Below are 16,027 nucleotides of genomic sequence, written 5' to 3'. Positions count from 1 at the left end.
GCGTGTCAGCCATGTGCGGCCTCCATGATCGCCTCGTTCACGTCCCTGCCCTCGCGCTCGGCCGCGGCCTGCGCTCGCAGGACACGCTTGTAGTCCTTGGGCATGACCTTGCCGAACCGGGGTAGCGCAAGGTCCCAGTCGGTGAGCAACGCGTGCGCCACCGCCGATCCGGTCTCCGCGTGGTGCCGCTCCACGGCGTCCCGCAACAGTTCGCCGTCCTCGTCGTCCAGCGGGTCCAGGTCCACCATCTCCTGGTTCACCCGGTGCGCGGGCAGGTCGAGCACGTAGGCCACGCCGCCGGACATCCCGGCCGCGAAGTTGCGGCCGACCGATCCCAGCACCACCACCTGGCCGCCGGTCATGTACTCGCAACCGTGGTCGCCCACGCCCTCGACCACCGCGAGCGCGCCCGAGTTGCGCACGCAGAACCGCTCACCGACCTTGCCGCGCAGGAAGATCTCCCCGCCGGTCGCGCCGTAGCCGATCACGTTACCCGCGATGATGTGCTCCTCAGCCGCGAACTGTGCCTCCCGCGGCGGGCGCACGACGACCCGCCCACCGGAAAGGCCCTTGGCGACGTAGTCGTTGCCGTCACCGAACAGCCGCAGGGTGATCCCCTTCGGCACGAACGCGCCGAAGGACTGCCCCGCGGTACCGGTGAAGGTCACGTCGATGGTGTCGTCCGGAAGGCCCTCGCCGCCCCAGTGCTTGGTCAGCTCCGAGCCGAGCATCGTGCCCACCGTGCGGTTCACGTTGCGTACCGGCAGTTCCAGCCGCACCTTGTCCCCGGAGGCGAGCGCGCCCTCGGCCAGCTGGATCAGCGTGTTGTCCAGCGCCTTGTCCAGGCCGTGGTCCTGCGCGACCACCTGGTGCCGTGCCGCCCGCGGCGGCAGCTCCGGCACGTGGAAGATCGGCGAGAGGTCGAGGCCGGATGCCTTCCAGTGCTCCACCGCCTTGCGGGTGTCCAGCAACTCCGCGTGCCCCACGGCCTCCTCGATGGACCGGAAGCCCAGCGCGGCGAGGTACTCCCGCACCTCCTGCGCGATGAACTCGAAGAAGTTCACCACGTAGTCCGCCTTGCCGTTGAACTTCGCGCGCAGGGTGGGATTCTGCGTCGCCACCCCGACCGGGCAGGTGTCCAGGTGACAGACCCGCATCATGATGCAGCCGGAGACCACCAGCGGCGCGGTGGCGAAGCCGAACTCCTCCGCCCCGAGCAGCGCGGCGATCAGCACGTCCCTTCCGGTCTTCAGCTGGCCGTCGGTCTGCACCACGATCCGGTCCCGCAGCCGGTTCGTCAGCAGGGTCTGCTGGGTCTCGGCGAGGCCGAGCTCCCACGGCCCGCCCGCGTGCTTGATCGAGGACAGTGGCGAGGCACCGGTGCCACCGTCGTGCCCGGAGATCAGCACCACGTCGGCGTGCGCCTTGGACACGCCGGCGGCGACCGTGCCGACCCCGACCTCGGAAACCAGCTTCACATGGATCCGCGCCGCCGGGTTGGCGTTCTTCAGGTCGTGGATCAGCTGGGCGAGGTCCTCGATGGAGTAGATGTCGTGGTGCGGTGGGGGAGAGATCAGCCCGACGCCCGGCGTGGAGTACCGCGTCTTGGCGATCCACGGGTACACCTTCCCGCCGGGCAGCTGGCCGCCCTCACCGGGCTTGGCGCCCTGCGCCATCTTGATCTGGATGTCGTCGGCGTTCACCAGGTACTCGCTGGTCACCCCGAACCGTCCACTCGCGACCTGTTTCACCGCGGACCGGCGTTCCGGGTCGTAGAGCCGGTCCGGGTCCTCGCCGCCCTCGCCGGTGTTCGACTTGCCGCCGAGCCGGTTCATCGCGATCGCCAGGGTCTGATGCATCTCCTCGGAGATCGAGCCGTAGGAGATCGCGCCGGTGGCGAACCGCTTCACGACCTCGGAGATCGGTTCGACCTCCTCGATCGGCACCGGCGGCCGCACCCCCTCCTTGAGGCCGAACAACCCGCGCAGTGTCAACAACCGCTCGGACTGCTCGTCGACGGCCTGGGTGTACTCCTTGAAGATCTCGTACTTGCCGGCGCGGGTGGAGTGCTGCAGCTTGAACACGGTGTGCGGGTTGAACACATGCGGCTCGCCCTCGCGCCGCCACTGGTAGTCGCCGCCGGTCTCCAGCTCGCGGTGGCTGGGCCTGCCGCCGTGCACCGGGTACGCCTTGGCGTGCCGTTGCTGCACCTCCAGCGCCAGGGTGTCGAAGCCGACCCCGCCGATCCGGGAGGTGGTCCCGGTGAAGCAGGTCTCGATGACCTCCTCGTTCAGCCCGATCGCCTCGAAGATCTGCGCGCCGGTGTAGGAGGCCACCGTGGAGACGCCCATCTTGGACATCGTCTTGCGCACGCCCTTGCCGAGCGCCTTGATCAGGTTACGGGTGGCCTGCCTGGCGTCCGCCCCGGCAATCAGGCCACGTTCGGCCATCTCCTCCACCGTGGCCATCGCCATGTACGGGTTCACCGCGGCCACGCCGTAGCCCACCAGCAGCGCGATGTGATGCACCTCGCGGGCATCGCCCGCCTCCACCACCAGGCCGACCTGGGTACGGGTCTTCTCGCGCACCAGGTGGTGATGCACCGCGCCGGTGAGCAGCAGCGAGGGGATCGGCGCGTACTTCTCGTCCACCCCGCGGTCGGACAGCACGATCAGCCGGGCGCCGTCCTCGATCGCCTCGGAGACCTCGGCGCGGATCTCGTCCAGCCTGCGCAGCAGCGCCTCGCCGCCGCCGGCCACCTCGTACCGGCCGAGCACGGTGACCGCCTGGAACTCCGGCAGGTCACCGTCGTCGTTGATGTGCACCAGCTTGGCCAGCTCGTCGTTGTCCAGCACCGGGAACGGCAGCACGATCCGGCGGCAGGAGTGCGGACCGGCTTCCAGCAGGTTCGGTTCCGAGCCGAGTTGGGCGCCCAGCGCGGTCACCAACTCCTCCCGGATCGCGTCCAACGGCGGGTTGGTGACCTGGGCGAAGAGCTGGGTGAAGTAGTCGAACAGCTGTCGCGACCGGCTGGAAAGCGGGGCCAGCGGTGAGTCGTTGCCCATCGAGCCGATCGGCTCCGCCCCGCCACGGGCCATCGGCTCGAGCAGGACGTCCAGCTCCTCCTCGGTGTAGCCGAAGGCCTGCTGGCGACGGACCAGTGAGGCGTGTGTCGGTACCTCTCGCTCGCGTTCGGGCAGCTCCTCCAGGTGCAGTAGCCCGGCATCCACCCATTCGCCATACGGGTGCTCGGCGGCCAGTTCGCCCTTGATCTCCTCGTCGTCGACGATCCGCCCCTGCGCGGTGTCCACCAGAAACATCCGGCCGGGCTCCAGCCTGCCCTTCTGCACCACGCTCGCCGGGTCCAGCTCCAGCACGCCGACCTCACTGGCCAGCACGACCAGCCCGTCCTCGGTGACCCAGTAGCGCGCCGGGCGCAGGCCGTTGCGGTCCAGTACCGCACCGATCTGCGTGCCGTCGGTGAAGGACACCAGTGCGGGGCCGTCCCACGGTTCCATCAGCGTGGAGTGGAACTCGTAGAAGGCCCGGCGCCGCGAGTCCATCTCGGCGTGGTTCTCCCAGGCTTCCGGGATCATCATCAACACCGCGTGCGGCAGCGGCCTGCCGCCGAGATGCAGCATCTCCAGCACCTCGTCGAAGGAGGCGGAGTCGCTCGCGCCGCGGGTGATGATCGGGTAGATCCGCTCGAGGTCACCCTGGATCAGGTCGGTGGACAGCATCGACTCGCGCGCGTCCATCCAGTTCCGGTTGCCGCGCAGCGTGTTGATCTCCCCGTTGTGCGCCACGTAGCGGTACGGGTGCGCCAGCGGCCAGGAAGGAAAGGTGTTGGTGGAGAAGCGGGAGTGCACCAGGCCGATGGCGCTGGTCACTCGCTCGTCGGTCAGGTCGGGGAAGAACCGCGGCACCTGGGGCTCGGTGAGCATTCCTTTGTAGACGATGGTGCGCGAGGAGAGGCTCGGGAAGTAGACCTCGGCGGCCTCCAGCGCGTGCTCGGCGCGCTTGCGCACGACGAACGCGGCACGCTCCAGCGCCAGCTCCGGGTCGGCCTCCGCGCCGGGAGCCTCCTCGCGGCGCGGGGCCAGGAACAGCTGAGCGAAGTGCGGCATCGTGCTCGCCGCCGTGGGGCCGACGTGCTCGGTGTCCACCGGCAGCTCGCGCCAGCCCAGGATGCGCAGGTCCTCCTCGGCCGCGATCCGCTCGATGGTGCTCATCGCCTTGTCCCGGTCCGCCTCGTCCACAGGGAGGAAGGCGATACCCGCCGCGTAGGTGCCCGCCTCGGGCAGTTCGAAGTCCACGACCTCGCGGAAGAAGGCGTCCGGGATCTGGATCAGGATGCCCGCGCCGTCACCGGTCTCCGGCTCGGCGCCGCGGGCGCCGCGGTGTTCCAGGTTGCGCAGGGCGGTCAGTGCCTTGCGCACGATCCCGTGGTCGCGCCGGCCTGCCAGGTCGGCGACGAAGGCAACGCCGCAAGCGTCGTGCTCGTACTGCTCGTCGTACAGTCCTCCGGCCGGAGGCTGGGTACGACTCTCTGCGTGGCGGGTCACGGCTGGCCGCCCTCCTATGCGTTGGCACCCCGGGGCCGGATCCGGGCGGGGCAATAACACCCCGGTAACGGTCCAGCCCGGTGCTGCGATGGTCAGTCGGGAGGAGATAAGCCCAGGAACGAGCCCCTGGACATCGCCGGATAGCCGCACCTCATCGTGCGGTTGCGCGCGGCACTCTTGCGCACGGCTCTTCTTGCGCACGGCACTGTGCGAGGCGCTGGAGGCAGCGCCGTACTGCGATGCGTCCCCGCGAGAGACCCACGTGGGTGCGGGGGTCGTTCGGGCACGCCGCTTGCTCCCGGGTTCGCCGGTCTTATGACAGTAGTGTGAAATCGTCGTTATCGGGATAGGTCAGGGCCACCGCGTGGGAAATAACACGTGCCAGTTGACTCCGGGGTAGTTGCTCGTTCCACGTTGGGTAACTACCTTGCAGAATGCCGCTGACCTGCACAAACGGTCGGTATGGTCGGGGCCGCGCCGGGCAGCTATGGTGCTGGAATGGGTAACAGCGCAGCATCGGCGTCCTCCGCGCCCGATCCCGGTGACTTCCTCGGTATCGACGCCTCGCTGGGCGCCGACGAGCAGGACATCCGGGACGCCGTCCGGGATTTCGGCCGTTCGGAGCTCGAACCGCGGGTCGCCGAGTGGTACGAGTCCGGCACGCTGCCCGCCCGGGAGCTGGCCGCGGAGTTCGGCAAGCTCGGGCTGCTCGGCATGCACCTGGAGGGCTACGGCTGCGCCGGCACCTCGGCGGTGGCCTATGGCATCGCCTGCCGGGAGCTGGAGGCGGTGGACTCCGGGTTGCGCAGTTTCGTGTCGGTGCAGGGCTCGCTCGCGATGTACGCGATTCACCGCTGGGGCAGCGAGGAGCAGCGCCGGGAGTGGTTGCCCCGGATGGCGGCCGGTGAGGCTCTCGGCTGTTTCGGGCTGACCGAGCCGGACGCGGGCAGTGATCCGGGTGCGATGCGCACCAGGGCGCGCCGGGACGGCCCGGACTGGGTGCTGGACGGCACCAAGATGTGGATCACCAACGGCACCGTCGCCGATGTGGCCGTGGTGTGGGCGCAGACCGAGGACGGCGTGCGCGGGTTCGTGGTGCCCACGGACACGCCCGGATTCACCGCGAACGAGGTCGGGCACAAGCTGTCCCTGCGCGCCTCGCTGACCGCCGAGCTGGTGCTGGAAGGGGTCCGGCTGCCCGCCGAGGCGGCCTTCCCCGAGGTGCGGGGCCTGCGCGGGCCACTGAGCTGCCTGAACGAGGCGCGCTACGGAATCCTGTTCGGCGTGGTCGGCGCGGCGCGTGCCTGCTACACCTCGGCGCTGGAGTACACCCTGTCCAGGGAACAGTTCGGCAAGCCGCTCGCCGGGTTCCAGCTCACCCAGCGCAAGCTGGCCGACCTGGTGGTCGAGGTGAACCGGGCGGGACTGGTCGCACTGCACCTCGGACGGCTCAAGGACATCGGTCGGCTGCACCACAACCAGGTCAGCTTCGGCAAGCTGGCCAACGTGCGCGGCGCGATCGAGGTGGCCCGCACGGCTCGCACCCTGCTCGGCGCGAACGGGATCTCCCTGGAGTACCCGGTGATGCGGCACCTGGCCAATCTGGAAACGGTGCTCACCTACGAGGGCACCGAGGAGATGCACGCGCTCTCGCTCGGCCAGGCAGTGACCGGAATCCCGGCGTTTCGCTGAGTACCCCGGCGATCCCCACCGGAGAATGCGCGGCGACCCGCGGCACGGTCGGATGCCACGGGTCAGGCGCGGGTTTCAGGCCGCCAGTTGCGGTACGCCCGCTGCCCCCAGTGCCGCGCGACCGGTGGGTGTCAGCACCGCGGGCACCAGCTCACCATGGCTGCCCTCGCGGGCGGGGGCGAGCAGCCCGAGCCGGGCCAGCTTGTGCGCCGTGGCCTGGTCACAGCAGGCGAGTCCGTCGATGAACAGGTCCGGCTCGCAGCTGCGGCTGATCTCCGCGCGACCCCCGGCCACTGCTCGCAGGGTCGCGCGCTCGCGATGGTTCAGTTCGTCGTCCTGAGGCATATCTGCCTCCCCCTCAGAAAGTCCCGGCCCTTCACCGGATGTTGTGTCGCCCACTATTGAACCTCATCACACCGACAATCCGGTGCTGATTTACCGAGTTTGTGCAAGATCTCGCGGAAAATGAGTAAGACGTGACAAGAAGTGACTCACCGGACCGACAATGTCACCGTTCCGAGCGTGCCGAAATGGGCGGCCACCCTGCCGGCGCGACCCAGCGGAGCGGGTGTGGTGCGGTGGCGGTGTCCACCACCCGGCCGTCCAGCTCGAGCAGGCAACCCTCCAGCGCGAGGTCCACCGAGCCCGGTGCGAGTCCGCTGCCGCCGGTCAGGTACCGGATCGGCGTGCCCCGCTCGGTGACGACCAGTGCCCCGTACACGGCCCGCACGGCGAGTAACGCCGTCGCCGCGCTGACGCCGTGCCCGTGCAGCTCCCGGTGCGGTACGAAGGCCAGATGCGCCGCGACCTCCGGTTCGGTCAGTCCGGCGCGGGCCAGTGGCTCGCCCTCGGTGAGCACCATGTCTCGGGTCAGCGGGGTCTGCCCGGCAGCGCCAGCCCGCGCTCCGGCGCGCCGCCGCTCACCGGCCGTCCTCCTCGAACACCGCGGTCACGCTGCCGAGGCCCGCGATCGCGGCGACCACCGCGTCCCCGGGCCGTACCGGGACGGCGCGGGTCATCGACCCTGGCAGCACGACATGACCGGGTTCCAGCTCGACACCGAGCGGCCCGACCGTGTTCGCCAGCCACACCAGCGCGTTCACCGGGGAGCCGAGTACCGCCCCGCCCGCGCCGGTCGCCACCAGCTCACCCCCGGAGTGCAGGGTGCACCCGGCGAGCCGGAGATCGACCGCGGTCAGCGGGGTCGGCCTGCTGCCGAGTACGACGCCCCCGGAGGAGGCGTTGTCCGCGATGGTGTCCACGATGGAGATCTTCCAGTCCCGGATCCTGGAGTCGACGATCTCCAAGGCGGGCAGCACGAAATCGACCGCGCGCACGGCGTCGGCCACCGTGACCCCCGGCCCGGCCAGCGGGCGGCCGAGCACGAACGCGATCTCCGGTTCGATCCGCGGCTGCAGGAAGCCCGCGGTGCGGATCGGCTGGTGCTCCAGGTGGAACATCCCGGCCAGCAGGTGCCCGTAGTCCGGCTGGTCCACGCCCATCTGCCGTTGCATCGCGGGGGAGGAGAGGCCGACCTTGTGGCCGTTCACCACGTCCCCTTCCCGCGTCCAGGTCCGTACCTGCTCCTGCTGGATGCGGTAGGCGTCGGCGATCGTCGCGTCCGGATACTCGGTGATCACCGGCTCGATCGGGGCGCCGGTGTCGTAGGCGGTCAGCAGCTTCTCGGCCGCCTCGCGCACGGCAGTGGGCTCCATACCGTGCACCCTCACCGGAGCGGGGTGCACGTGCAAGGGGCCGTGCCGCTCACCGGTACATCCGCGCGGGCAGCGACATCCTGCCGGTGCTTGTCTGAAACGTTCCTCCACTCACCACCACACGTCCCAGCGGTTCTCGAGCGCGTTGTCACACGCATACGGCGGATCGGCGCGCGATCCTCTTGAATGGGGGTGTGCGACACGACGTGCGAGACACCCTGCGGCGGCACCTTGCCGGCCAGGTAGCCGGGGAGATCGCGGTCGACCCGGCCAGCCTGGCGCTGTACACCACGGATGCCTCCAACTACCGGCATCCCCCGCTGGGCGTGCTGCTGCCAAGAGACGCCGAGGACGTGCGGGCCGCCGTCGCGACCTGCCGCGAGCTGGACGTGCCGATCGTGGCCCGCGGCGGTGGCACCAGTATCGCGGGCAACGCCTGCGGCCCCGGCCTGGTGGTGGACACCTCGCGGTACTTCGCCGGGGTGCGCGAGCTGGACCCCGAGTCCCGGACCGCGCGGGTCGCGCCCGGCACCGTGCTGGACGATCTGCAGGCGGCCGCGGCACCACACGGCCTGCGCTACGGTCCGGATCCGTCGACGCACAGCCGGTGCACGATCGGCGGCATGATCGGCAACAACGCCTGCGGCTCGCACTCGGTCGCCTGGGGGCGCACCGCGGACACGGTGCGGGAACTGGACGTGTTGCTCTACGACGGCACCCGGATGACCGTCGGCCGCACCTCGCCACCCGAGCTGGACGCCAGAACGGCCCTGCCGGGCACCGAGGGCCGGGTCTACCGTGAGCTGCGCGATCTCGTGCGGGGCAACCTCGCCCTGCTGCGCACCGAGCTGTCCACCTGGCCGCGCCGGGTTTCCGGATACGGGCTCGAGCACCTGCTGCCGGAGAACGGCTTCGACCTGGCGAAGGCGCTGGTGGGCAGCGAGGGCACCTGCGTGACCGTGCTCGGTGCCGAGTTGGAGCTCACCGAGTTGCCCCGGCACCGGGTGCTCGCCGTCCTCGGGTTCACCGAGGACGTGGCGGCGGCCGATGCCGTGCCCGCGATCCTGCCCGCCGCGCCGCTCACCGTGGAGGGGGTGGACGCCGAGCTGGTCGGCCTGCTCGCCGCCGCGCGGACCGAGGACCTGCCCGCGGGCGGGGCCTGGCTGTTCGTGGAGTTCGGCGGGGACGAGCCGGGCGAGGCCGAGCAGCGGGCACACCGGCTGGCCGCCGAACTGGGCGAGGCGATCACCGGGCACCTGGTGCTCACCGATCCCGCGGCGCAGCGCAGGCTCTGGCGGATCAGGGAGGAGGGCGCAGGGCTGGCCACCCGGCGTGCGGACGGGTCCGAGGCGTGGCCCGGCTGGGAGGACGCGGCGGTCCCGCCCGAACGACTCGGCGGCTACCTGCGCGAGTTCAAGCGGCTGATGCGCAGGCACGGGCGCAGCAGCGTGGTCTACGGCCACTACGGCGAGGGCTGCCTGCACCTGCGGCTGGACTTCGACCTGCTGTCCGAGTCGGGGATCGCCGGGTTCCGTTCCTTCGTCGAGGAGGCGGCCGATCTGGTCGCCGCGCACGGTGGGTCGCTCTCCGGCGAGCACGGCGACGGGCAGGCCCGATCCGAGCTGTTGCCCCGGATGTACAGCGCGCGGGCGCTGGAGCTGTTCGAACGGTTCAAGGCGATCTTCGACCCGGACGGCCGGATGAATCCCGGTGTGCTGGTCGAGCCCCGGGCGGTGGACGCGAACCTGCGGGTGCGCACGGCCTCGCCGGAGCTCGAGCGGCGCACCTTCCTGGGTTACCCGGAGGACCACGGCAGCTTCGGCGAGGCGATGCGACGCTGCGTCGGCGTCGGCAAGTGCCGTAACACCAGCGGCGGCGGGGTGATGTGCCCGAGTTACCGGGCCACCCGCGAGGAGCAGCACTCCACCAGGGGCAGGGCGCACCTGCTCGCCGAGATGATCAATGGCGAGCTGATCACCGATGGTTGGCGGTCGAAGGAGGTGCACGAGGCGCTGGACCTGTGCCTTTCCTGCAAGGGCTGCCTTTCCGACTGCCCGGTCGATGTCGACATGGCGACCTACAAGGCCGAGTTCTACCACCAGCATTACCGGCGCAGGCTGCGGCCGGCCGCGCACTACTCCATGGGCTGGCTGCCGCTCTGGCTGCGCGCCGCCGCGCTGAGCCCGCGGCTGGCCGGTGCGGTCACCGCCCGCCCGCGGGCCGCCGCGCTGCTGAAGCGGCTCGGCGGCATCGCGCCGCAGCGGCAACTGCCCGCGTTCGCGCGTACCCCGTTCACCCGCGCCCGCCGGGACCTGTGTCGCGGTCCCGACCCCGCGGCACCGCGGCCGGTGTTGCTGTGGCCGGACTCGTTCAACAACTACTTCACCCCCAGGGTGCTGGAGGCGGCCGCGGAGGTGCTCGGCGCGGCCGGGTACCAGGTCGTACTGCCGGAGCGCGGTGTCTGCTGCGGCCTCACCTGGGTGTCCACCGGGCAACTCGGCGTCGCGCGCAGGGTGCTACGCCGCACCGTCGAGGTGCTGCGGCCCTATCTGGACGCCGGCTACCGGGTCGCCGGCCTGGAGCCGAGCTGCACCGCGCTGTTCCGCGGCGATCTCGGCCATCTGCTACCCGGCGACGGCACCGCGACCCTGCTGGCCGAGCGGACGCACACGCTGGCCGAGCTGCTGGCCGAGGCCGACCCGCCGTGGCGCGGCCTCGACCTGGACGCGGTCAGCCAGGTGCACTGCCACCAGCACGCGGTCCTCGGGTTCACCGCCGAGGAGCGGGTGATGGCGGAAGCCGGCATCCGGAGCTCCACACTGGACACCGGGTGTTGCGGGCTGGCGGGGAACTTCGGCTTCGAGCGTGGGCACTACGAGGTGTCGCTGGCCTGCGCGGAGGACAGGTTGCTGCCCGCGCTGCGGGAGACACCGGCGGAGACCCTGGTGATCTCGGACGGGTTCAGCTGCCGCACCCAGATCGCGCAGGAGTCGGACCGGACCGCGGTACACCTCGCCGAGGTGCTCCAGGATGGACTGCGGCGCCGATGACCCCGAAGCGGGCGCGCGCGCCCGAGTGGGATCCCGGCTTTCCGGGCCGGTGATGCAACGCGGCGGGGCGCCACGTCCGTCCGTAGGGGCATGAAGCGACTCCCCACCCCGCCACGCCCGGCCGGCCTTGCCGTCGCGCTCGTCGTCGTGCTCGCCGCGGGCCTGGTCGTGACCGACACGCTGACCAGCGAGAAGCCGTGGAACCAGCGAGAGACCGGCACGGCGGCCACCGGCACGCCGCGGCTGGTGTCCTTCGACTCCTGCGAGGCGGCGCTGGCGGAGCTACGCGAGTCCATGCGGCCCTTCGTCGGGCCGTACGGCCTGCCGGGGGACCAGCCCTACGGGGTGGCTGCCGACTCCGGGTTCGCCGAGGGAGTCGACGGCAGGGCGGCCGTGCCGAACGCGGCTCCCGCGGCGGGCGAGGACGCGGGGAGCGCGGGAAAGAAGCGGCAGCATTCGGGTACCAACAACCACGAGCGTGGGGTCGAGGAACCCGATCTGGTGCAGACCGACGGTAACCGGGTGGTCAGCGTGGTGGACGGGACCCTGCGGGTGGTCGACGTCGGATCCACCGCCGTCACCGCCGAGGTGGACCTTCCCGGTGGCCCGGCGACCGAACTGCTGCTGCACGGCGACCGCGCGCTGGTGCTGGCCGCCGGCGGGGTCGCCGCCGCGCCGGTCGATCCCGGCTTCGCGCCCGAGCCGGGCGGGCTGCGGTCGAGGCTGGTGCTGGTGGATCTGGCAGGCCCGGCGGAGGTGGTCGGCACCCTGGAGCTGGACGGCGAGTACGTGGACGCGCGGGCGATCGAAGGGCGCGCCAGGATCGTGGTCCGCTCGGCGCCCCGGCTGCCCTTCACTCACCCGCACGAGGCAGGCTCCCGGGAGAGCGCGCTTCGGGAGAACAGGGAGATCCTGGAACGATCCTCGATCGAGGACTGGCTGCCCCGCTACGAGCTGACCGGGAACGGAACCCGGCAGGAGGGCAACCTGGTGGACTGCGCGCGGGTGAGCCATCCGGACACCTACAGCGGGACGGCCATGCTCACCGTGCTCACCGTCGAGCTGTCCGGCCGGCTCGGGACCGGTGACCCGGTGTCCATTGTGGCCGAAGGGGACACCGTGTACGGCACGGAGTCCAGCCTGTACGTCGCCGACGACGGGTATCCCACCGCCGTTCCGATGCCGGGCGGGCGGATGCCGATGCCCGAGTGGGAGCCCGAGGCCCGGCGGACCGAGATACACCAGTTCGACATCGGCCGGCCGGGACCACCGCGGCACGTGGCCTCCGGCACGGTTGAGGGGACCCTGCTGAACCAGTACTCGCTCTCGGAGTACGAGGGCCACCTGCGGGTGGCGACCACCACCGGGGCCGCGGGCGTGCCGCGCGGTCCCGACGAGGTACCGAACTCCGTGAGCGCGGTGACCGTGCTGGCCAGGAAGGATTCCGAGCTCGCCCAGGTGGGCAGGGTCGGCGGACTCGGCAAGGGGGAGCGGATCTACGCCGTGCGCTTCGTCGGTCCGGTCGGCTATGTGGTGACCTTCAGGGAGACCGACCCGCTGTACACGGTGGATCTTGCCGACCCGGCCGCGCCACGGGTCGTGGGCGAGCTGAAGATCACCGGCTACTCGGCGTACCTGCACGACGCGGGTGCGGGGAGGCTGATCGGGGTCGGCCAGGAAGCGAACCGGCAGGGGCGCACCAGCGGGTTGCAGGTCTCGCTGTTCGACGTCGGCGACCCGGCGGCACCGAGCCGGATCGCCCAGCAGCATGTGGCGGGCGCGCGTTCCGAGGTCGAGTCGGACCCGCACGCGTTCCTGTACTGGCCGCCGAGCGGACTGATCGTGCTGCCGTACACCAGCCCGCCGACCGGGCCGGACTGGGAGCACGGTGGTGGTGCGCTGGTGCTCAGGCTGGGTGAGCGGGGCATGACCGAGGTCGGGACCGTGCGGCAGCCCGCGGAATCCGGCTCCGCCGGGGACGGGGTCGTCCGCAGGGCCATGGTGATCGGCGACCGGCTGTGGACGGTGTCCAGCGCCGGTGCACTGGTTTCCGAGGTCGGCGACGGCGGCACCAACCGGGTGGCGTGGATCCCGTTCAGCTGACCCCGCTACCGGTACCGAACCAGGTGGTGGCCAGCGCGTCCAGGGTCGGCTCGGGCGGCGCGGGCAACCGGCTGAGGAACCACGGCAGGTTCGCGTACCGGTGCAACAGGGTGTAGGCCAGCAGCCGCCGGGACAATCGCTCGCCGAGCCGGTCGGCGGAGTAGCCGTAGCCGAGCAGCAACGCGCGCAGGAAATCGGCATCCCCGCAGGAGACGAACAGCCCGACGGCGACGAGTTCGTACTCGGGAGCGCCGACCATCGCGGGCTCGAAGTCGAACAGCCCGGACACCGTCCAGCCCGTGCCGCCCTCGGTCATCAGCAGGTGCTCGCGCATGAACTCGGTGTGCAGCAACACCGGTTCCGGCTTGCCGAGCTCCGCATCGTCCACACTGTCCAGGAAGCAGGGGATCTGCTCCAGCCATTCCTCGCGGAGTCCGGCCGCGCGCTGCCGGTCCACGGCGCTGGCCCGCTGTGCCGCGATGAAGCCCGGCCAGTCCCGCGGCTCCAGGTCGGCCAGCGCGGGATCGGTAACCCGGTGCAGCGCGGCCAGCGTCTCACCCAACCGCGGCGCGAGTTCCTGCTTGTCCACAACAGACAGCCGCGGCCAGACATTCGCCAGGCTCACCCCGGTGAGCCGCCGCATGAGCAGATACTCCCACCCGTCGGCCTCGCCGACCCGTTCCGGCGCGGGGGTGGGGATCGGCAGCTTGCCTTGCACCGCACGCAATGCGGTGCTCTCCACCTTCGCCTCCCCGGCGAAAGCCGGTGGGTAGAGCTTGAGCACGTGCCGGTCGCCGACGGCGTACACCGGGAGCGAACCGTCCGCGAAGCGCACCGGACTCGCGTACAGGCCGAGCTCGCGACAGAGCCGTTCCACGGGCACGCGCAACCGTCCCTCGGTGAGGGCTTCGTACTGCTCTTCGGTGTCCGCGGGCGGGAAGCTCTCCATGACCGGACACTACGGCGACGCTCGGCGCGGCGTCGCCGGACTTTCCGTGGGGGAGCTACGTTCCAGCAGGCTGCGCAGCGCGTCCAGCACCAGGGCGCACACGGTGTCCGGGTCGGCGCTGCTCAGCGGCTCGGTACCGGCCACACCGCGCAGCAGCCCGATGCCGAGCACCCAGGCGAGGGCGAGGTCCGCGCGCAGGGTGGCGTCCTCCTGGTCGGTGAGGCCGGCCAGGGCACGCACGTACTCCTCGCCGAGTTCCCTGCGGATGGCCGCGGCGGCGTTGTCGTTGCCGGTGGAGCGCAGCAGTGTCTCCAGCGTGCGGTCGCGTCGCCCCGCCGAGTTCTGGTCCAGTATGTCGCGCAGGCTGGTCTCCAGCAGGCGTTCCGGCGGTGTTCCGGCGAGCGTCTGCCTGATCCGCGCGGCCATCACCTCCTCGAACAAGGCGTCCTTGGAGCCGAAATAGCGAAACAGCAGTGCCTGGTTCACCTCCGCCCGGCTGGCGATCGCGCGCACTGTGGTGCGGTCGAACCCGCGTTCGGCGAACAGGGCGGCCGCGGCCTCGAGCAGCGCTCGCCTGGTGGCCGCCGCGTCCCGGCGCCGGGCCCGCCGCTCTCCGGTCACCGGTTCGTCTTCCACAGCGGACACCGTAGCCGTCGGCGTCACCCGAATGCCGTGAGTGACGGCGTTGACGCGCACGGTGTTCCGGTTCTAGCGTTGTAAGCAGCTGCTTACAACTGTGCGAGTGGAACCGGGGGACTGGCGATGAGTACTGCCGACGAGGTTGTTGCCTATCCGTTCAACGATGCCGAGGGCCTCGAACTGGACCCGGCCTACGCCGCCGCGCGCGAGCGCGAGGGCATGATCAAGGTGCGGCTACCGTTCGGCGAGCCCGCCTGGCTGGCCACCCGGTACGCCGATGCCAGGCTGGTGCTCGGCGACCGGCGGTTCTCCAGGGCGGCCGCGGCCGAGCACGACGAGCCGCGGCCGACCTCGGGGCAGCGCACGAACGGGATCCTGGCGATGGACCCGCCCGACCACACCCGGCTGCGCACCCTGGTGGCCAAGGCCTTCACCACCCGGCGGGTCGAGCAACTGCGGCCGTGGGTCCGGGAACTGGCCACCGGCCTGCTCGACGAGATGATCGCCGGGGGACCGCCGGCGGACCTGGTCGAGGGTTTCGCGCTGCCGCTGCCGGTCGAGGTGATCTGCGAACTGCTCGGCGTGCCGTCGCAGGACCGCCCGCTGTTCCGGGTGTGGAGCGACGGCGTGCTGTCGACCAGCCGGATGACCACCGCGGAGTTCGAGGCGAACCAGGAGCAACTGCGCGAGTACATCTCCGGGCACATCGCCAGGCGCAGGGCCGAGCCGGCCGACGATCTGATGACCGCGCTGATCGAGGCACGCGATGTCCGCGACCGGTTGTCCGAGCTGGAGCTGATCGATCTGTGTGTCGGCATCCTGGTCGCCGGGCACGAGACCACGGCTACCCAGATTCCGAACTTCGTGCACGTGTTGCTGGACCACCCGGAGGAACTGGCCAGGCTGCGCGCGGAACCGGAGTTGATCCCGGCCGCGGTGGAGGAACTGCTCCGCTACGTGCCACTCGGGGCGGGCGCGGCGTTCGCCCGCTATGCCACCGAGGACGTCGAGGTCGGTGGGGTACTGGTGCGCGCGGGGGAGCCGGTGCTGGTCGCCGCGGGTGCCGCGAACCGGGACGGCCTGCGCTTCGGCTCGCCGGACGCGTTGCGGTTCGATCGGCAGAGCAACCAGCACCTCGGGTTCGGCCACGGCGTGCACCACTGCCTCGGTGCGTCCCTGGCCCGGCTGGAGCTGCAGGAGGCGTTGCGCGCACTGCTGGAGCGGATGCCCGGACTGGAACCGGCCGGTGATGTGGTCTGGAAAACGGAAATGCTGGTCCGCGGGCCGCGAACCATGCCGGTCCGGTGGTGAACG

The 16,027-nt window shown here is 71.0% G+C and carries 10 protein-coding genes; 4 read left to right on the top strand and 6 right to left on the bottom strand.

Annotated features, from left to right (window positions below; genetic code table 11):
- Positions 1–5 precede the first annotated feature (5 nt).
- Complete coding sequence (gltB, locus tag FB471_RS33345; protein WP_142003785.1) at positions 6–4,565, bottom strand: glutamate synthase large subunit; 4,560 nt, start codon at positions 4,563–4,565, stop codon at positions 6–8.
- A gap of 498 nt (positions 4,566–5,063) precedes the next feature.
- Between gltB and FB471_RS33340 the strand changes: the two genes are divergently transcribed.
- Positions 5,064–6,257: an acyl-CoA dehydrogenase family protein gene (locus FB471_RS33340; RefSeq protein ID WP_142003784.1), complete on the top strand. Its 1,194-nt coding sequence runs from the start codon at positions 5,064–5,066 to the stop codon at positions 6,255–6,257.
- A 75-nt stretch (positions 6,258–6,332) separates the two neighbouring features.
- On the opposite strand, the gene FB471_RS33335 is transcribed toward FB471_RS33340, so the two are convergent.
- From FB471_RS33335 to FB471_RS33325, 3 genes are all read right to left on the bottom strand, one after another.
- A complete protein-coding gene (locus FB471_RS33335; protein ID WP_142003783.1) occupies positions 6,333–6,602 on the bottom strand; it encodes a hypothetical protein in 270 nt (89 codons plus the stop codon).
- A gap of 163 nt (positions 6,603–6,765) precedes the next feature.
- Complete coding sequence (locus tag FB471_RS33330; protein ID WP_142003782.1) at positions 6,766–7,119, bottom strand: hypothetical protein; 354 nt, start codon at positions 7,117–7,119, stop codon at positions 6,766–6,768.
- Positions 7,120–7,177: 58 nt separating this feature from the next.
- Positions 7,178–7,972, bottom strand: coding sequence for a 2-keto-4-pentenoate hydratase (locus FB471_RS33325; RefSeq protein WP_142003781.1), 795 nt, complete (start codon positions 7,970–7,972; stop codon positions 7,178–7,180).
- Positions 7,973–8,166: 194 nt separating this feature from the next.
- On the opposite strand from FB471_RS33325, the gene FB471_RS33320 reads away from it, so the two are divergent.
- On the top strand, positions 8,167–11,022 hold the full coding sequence (locus FB471_RS33320) for an FAD-binding and (Fe-S)-binding domain-containing protein (RefSeq protein ID WP_246076846.1): 2,856 nt from the start codon (positions 8,167–8,169) through the stop codon (positions 11,020–11,022).
- A 90-nt stretch (positions 11,023–11,112) separates the two neighbouring features.
- Positions 11,113–13,125, top strand: coding sequence for a beta-propeller domain-containing protein (locus FB471_RS33315; RefSeq protein ID WP_142003780.1), 2,013 nt, complete (start codon positions 11,113–11,115; stop codon positions 13,123–13,125).
- Here FB471_RS33315 and FB471_RS33310 read toward each other — a convergent pair.
- Complete coding sequence (locus tag FB471_RS33310; protein WP_142003779.1) at positions 13,118–14,074, bottom strand: phosphotransferase family protein; 957 nt, start codon at positions 14,072–14,074, stop codon at positions 13,118–13,120. The genes FB471_RS33315 and FB471_RS33310 overlap by 8 nt on opposite strands.
- Before the next feature lie 9 nt (positions 14,075–14,083).
- Positions 14,084–14,695 carry a TetR/AcrR family transcriptional regulator gene (locus FB471_RS33305; RefSeq protein WP_142003985.1) on the bottom strand — a complete coding sequence of 204 codons (612 nt, stop codon included), beginning with the start codon at positions 14,693–14,695 and terminating at the stop codon, positions 14,084–14,086.
- Between the two features lie 141 nt (positions 14,696–14,836).
- Between FB471_RS33305 and FB471_RS33300 the strand changes: the two genes are divergently transcribed.
- Positions 14,837–16,024, top strand: coding sequence for a cytochrome P450 (locus FB471_RS33300; protein WP_142003778.1), 1,188 nt, complete (start codon positions 14,837–14,839; stop codon positions 16,022–16,024).
- Positions 16,025–16,027 lie beyond the last annotated feature (3 nt).

This window comes from Amycolatopsis cihanbeyliensis (assembly GCF_006715045.1).
Taxonomy (GTDB): Bacteria; Actinomycetota; Actinomycetes; order Mycobacteriales; family Pseudonocardiaceae; genus Amycolatopsis; species Amycolatopsis cihanbeyliensis.
Note: the sequence above shows the minus strand (reverse complement) of the source record. Positions and strands in the feature narration are given on the sequence as shown.

Excerpts from the sequence above, each read along its gene's own strand:
- FB471_RS33340 (WP_142003784.1), top strand. The coding sequence starts at position 5,064 with ATGGGTAACAGCGCAGCATCGGCGTCCTCCGCGCCCGATCCCGGTGAC.
- FB471_RS33335 (WP_142003783.1), bottom strand. The coding sequence starts at position 6,602 with ATGCCTCAGGACGACGAACTGAACCATCGCGAGCGCGCGACCCTGCGA.
- FB471_RS33330 (WP_142003782.1), bottom strand. The coding sequence starts at position 7,119 with ATGGTGCTCACCGAGGGCGAGCCACTGGCCCGCGCCGGACTGACCGAA.
- FB471_RS33325 (WP_142003781.1), bottom strand. The coding sequence starts at position 7,972 with ATGGAGCCCACTGCCGTGCGCGAGGCGGCCGAGAAGCTGCTGACCGCC.
- FB471_RS33315 (WP_142003780.1), top strand. The coding sequence starts at position 11,113 with ATGAAGCGACTCCCCACCCCGCCACGCCCGGCCGGCCTTGCCGTCGCG.
- FB471_RS33310 (WP_142003779.1), bottom strand. The coding sequence starts at position 14,074 with ATGGAGAGCTTCCCGCCCGCGGACACCGAAGAGCAGTACGAAGCCCTC.
- FB471_RS33300 (WP_142003778.1), top strand. The coding sequence starts at position 14,837 with ATGAGTACTGCCGACGAGGTTGTTGCCTATCCGTTCAACGATGCCGAG.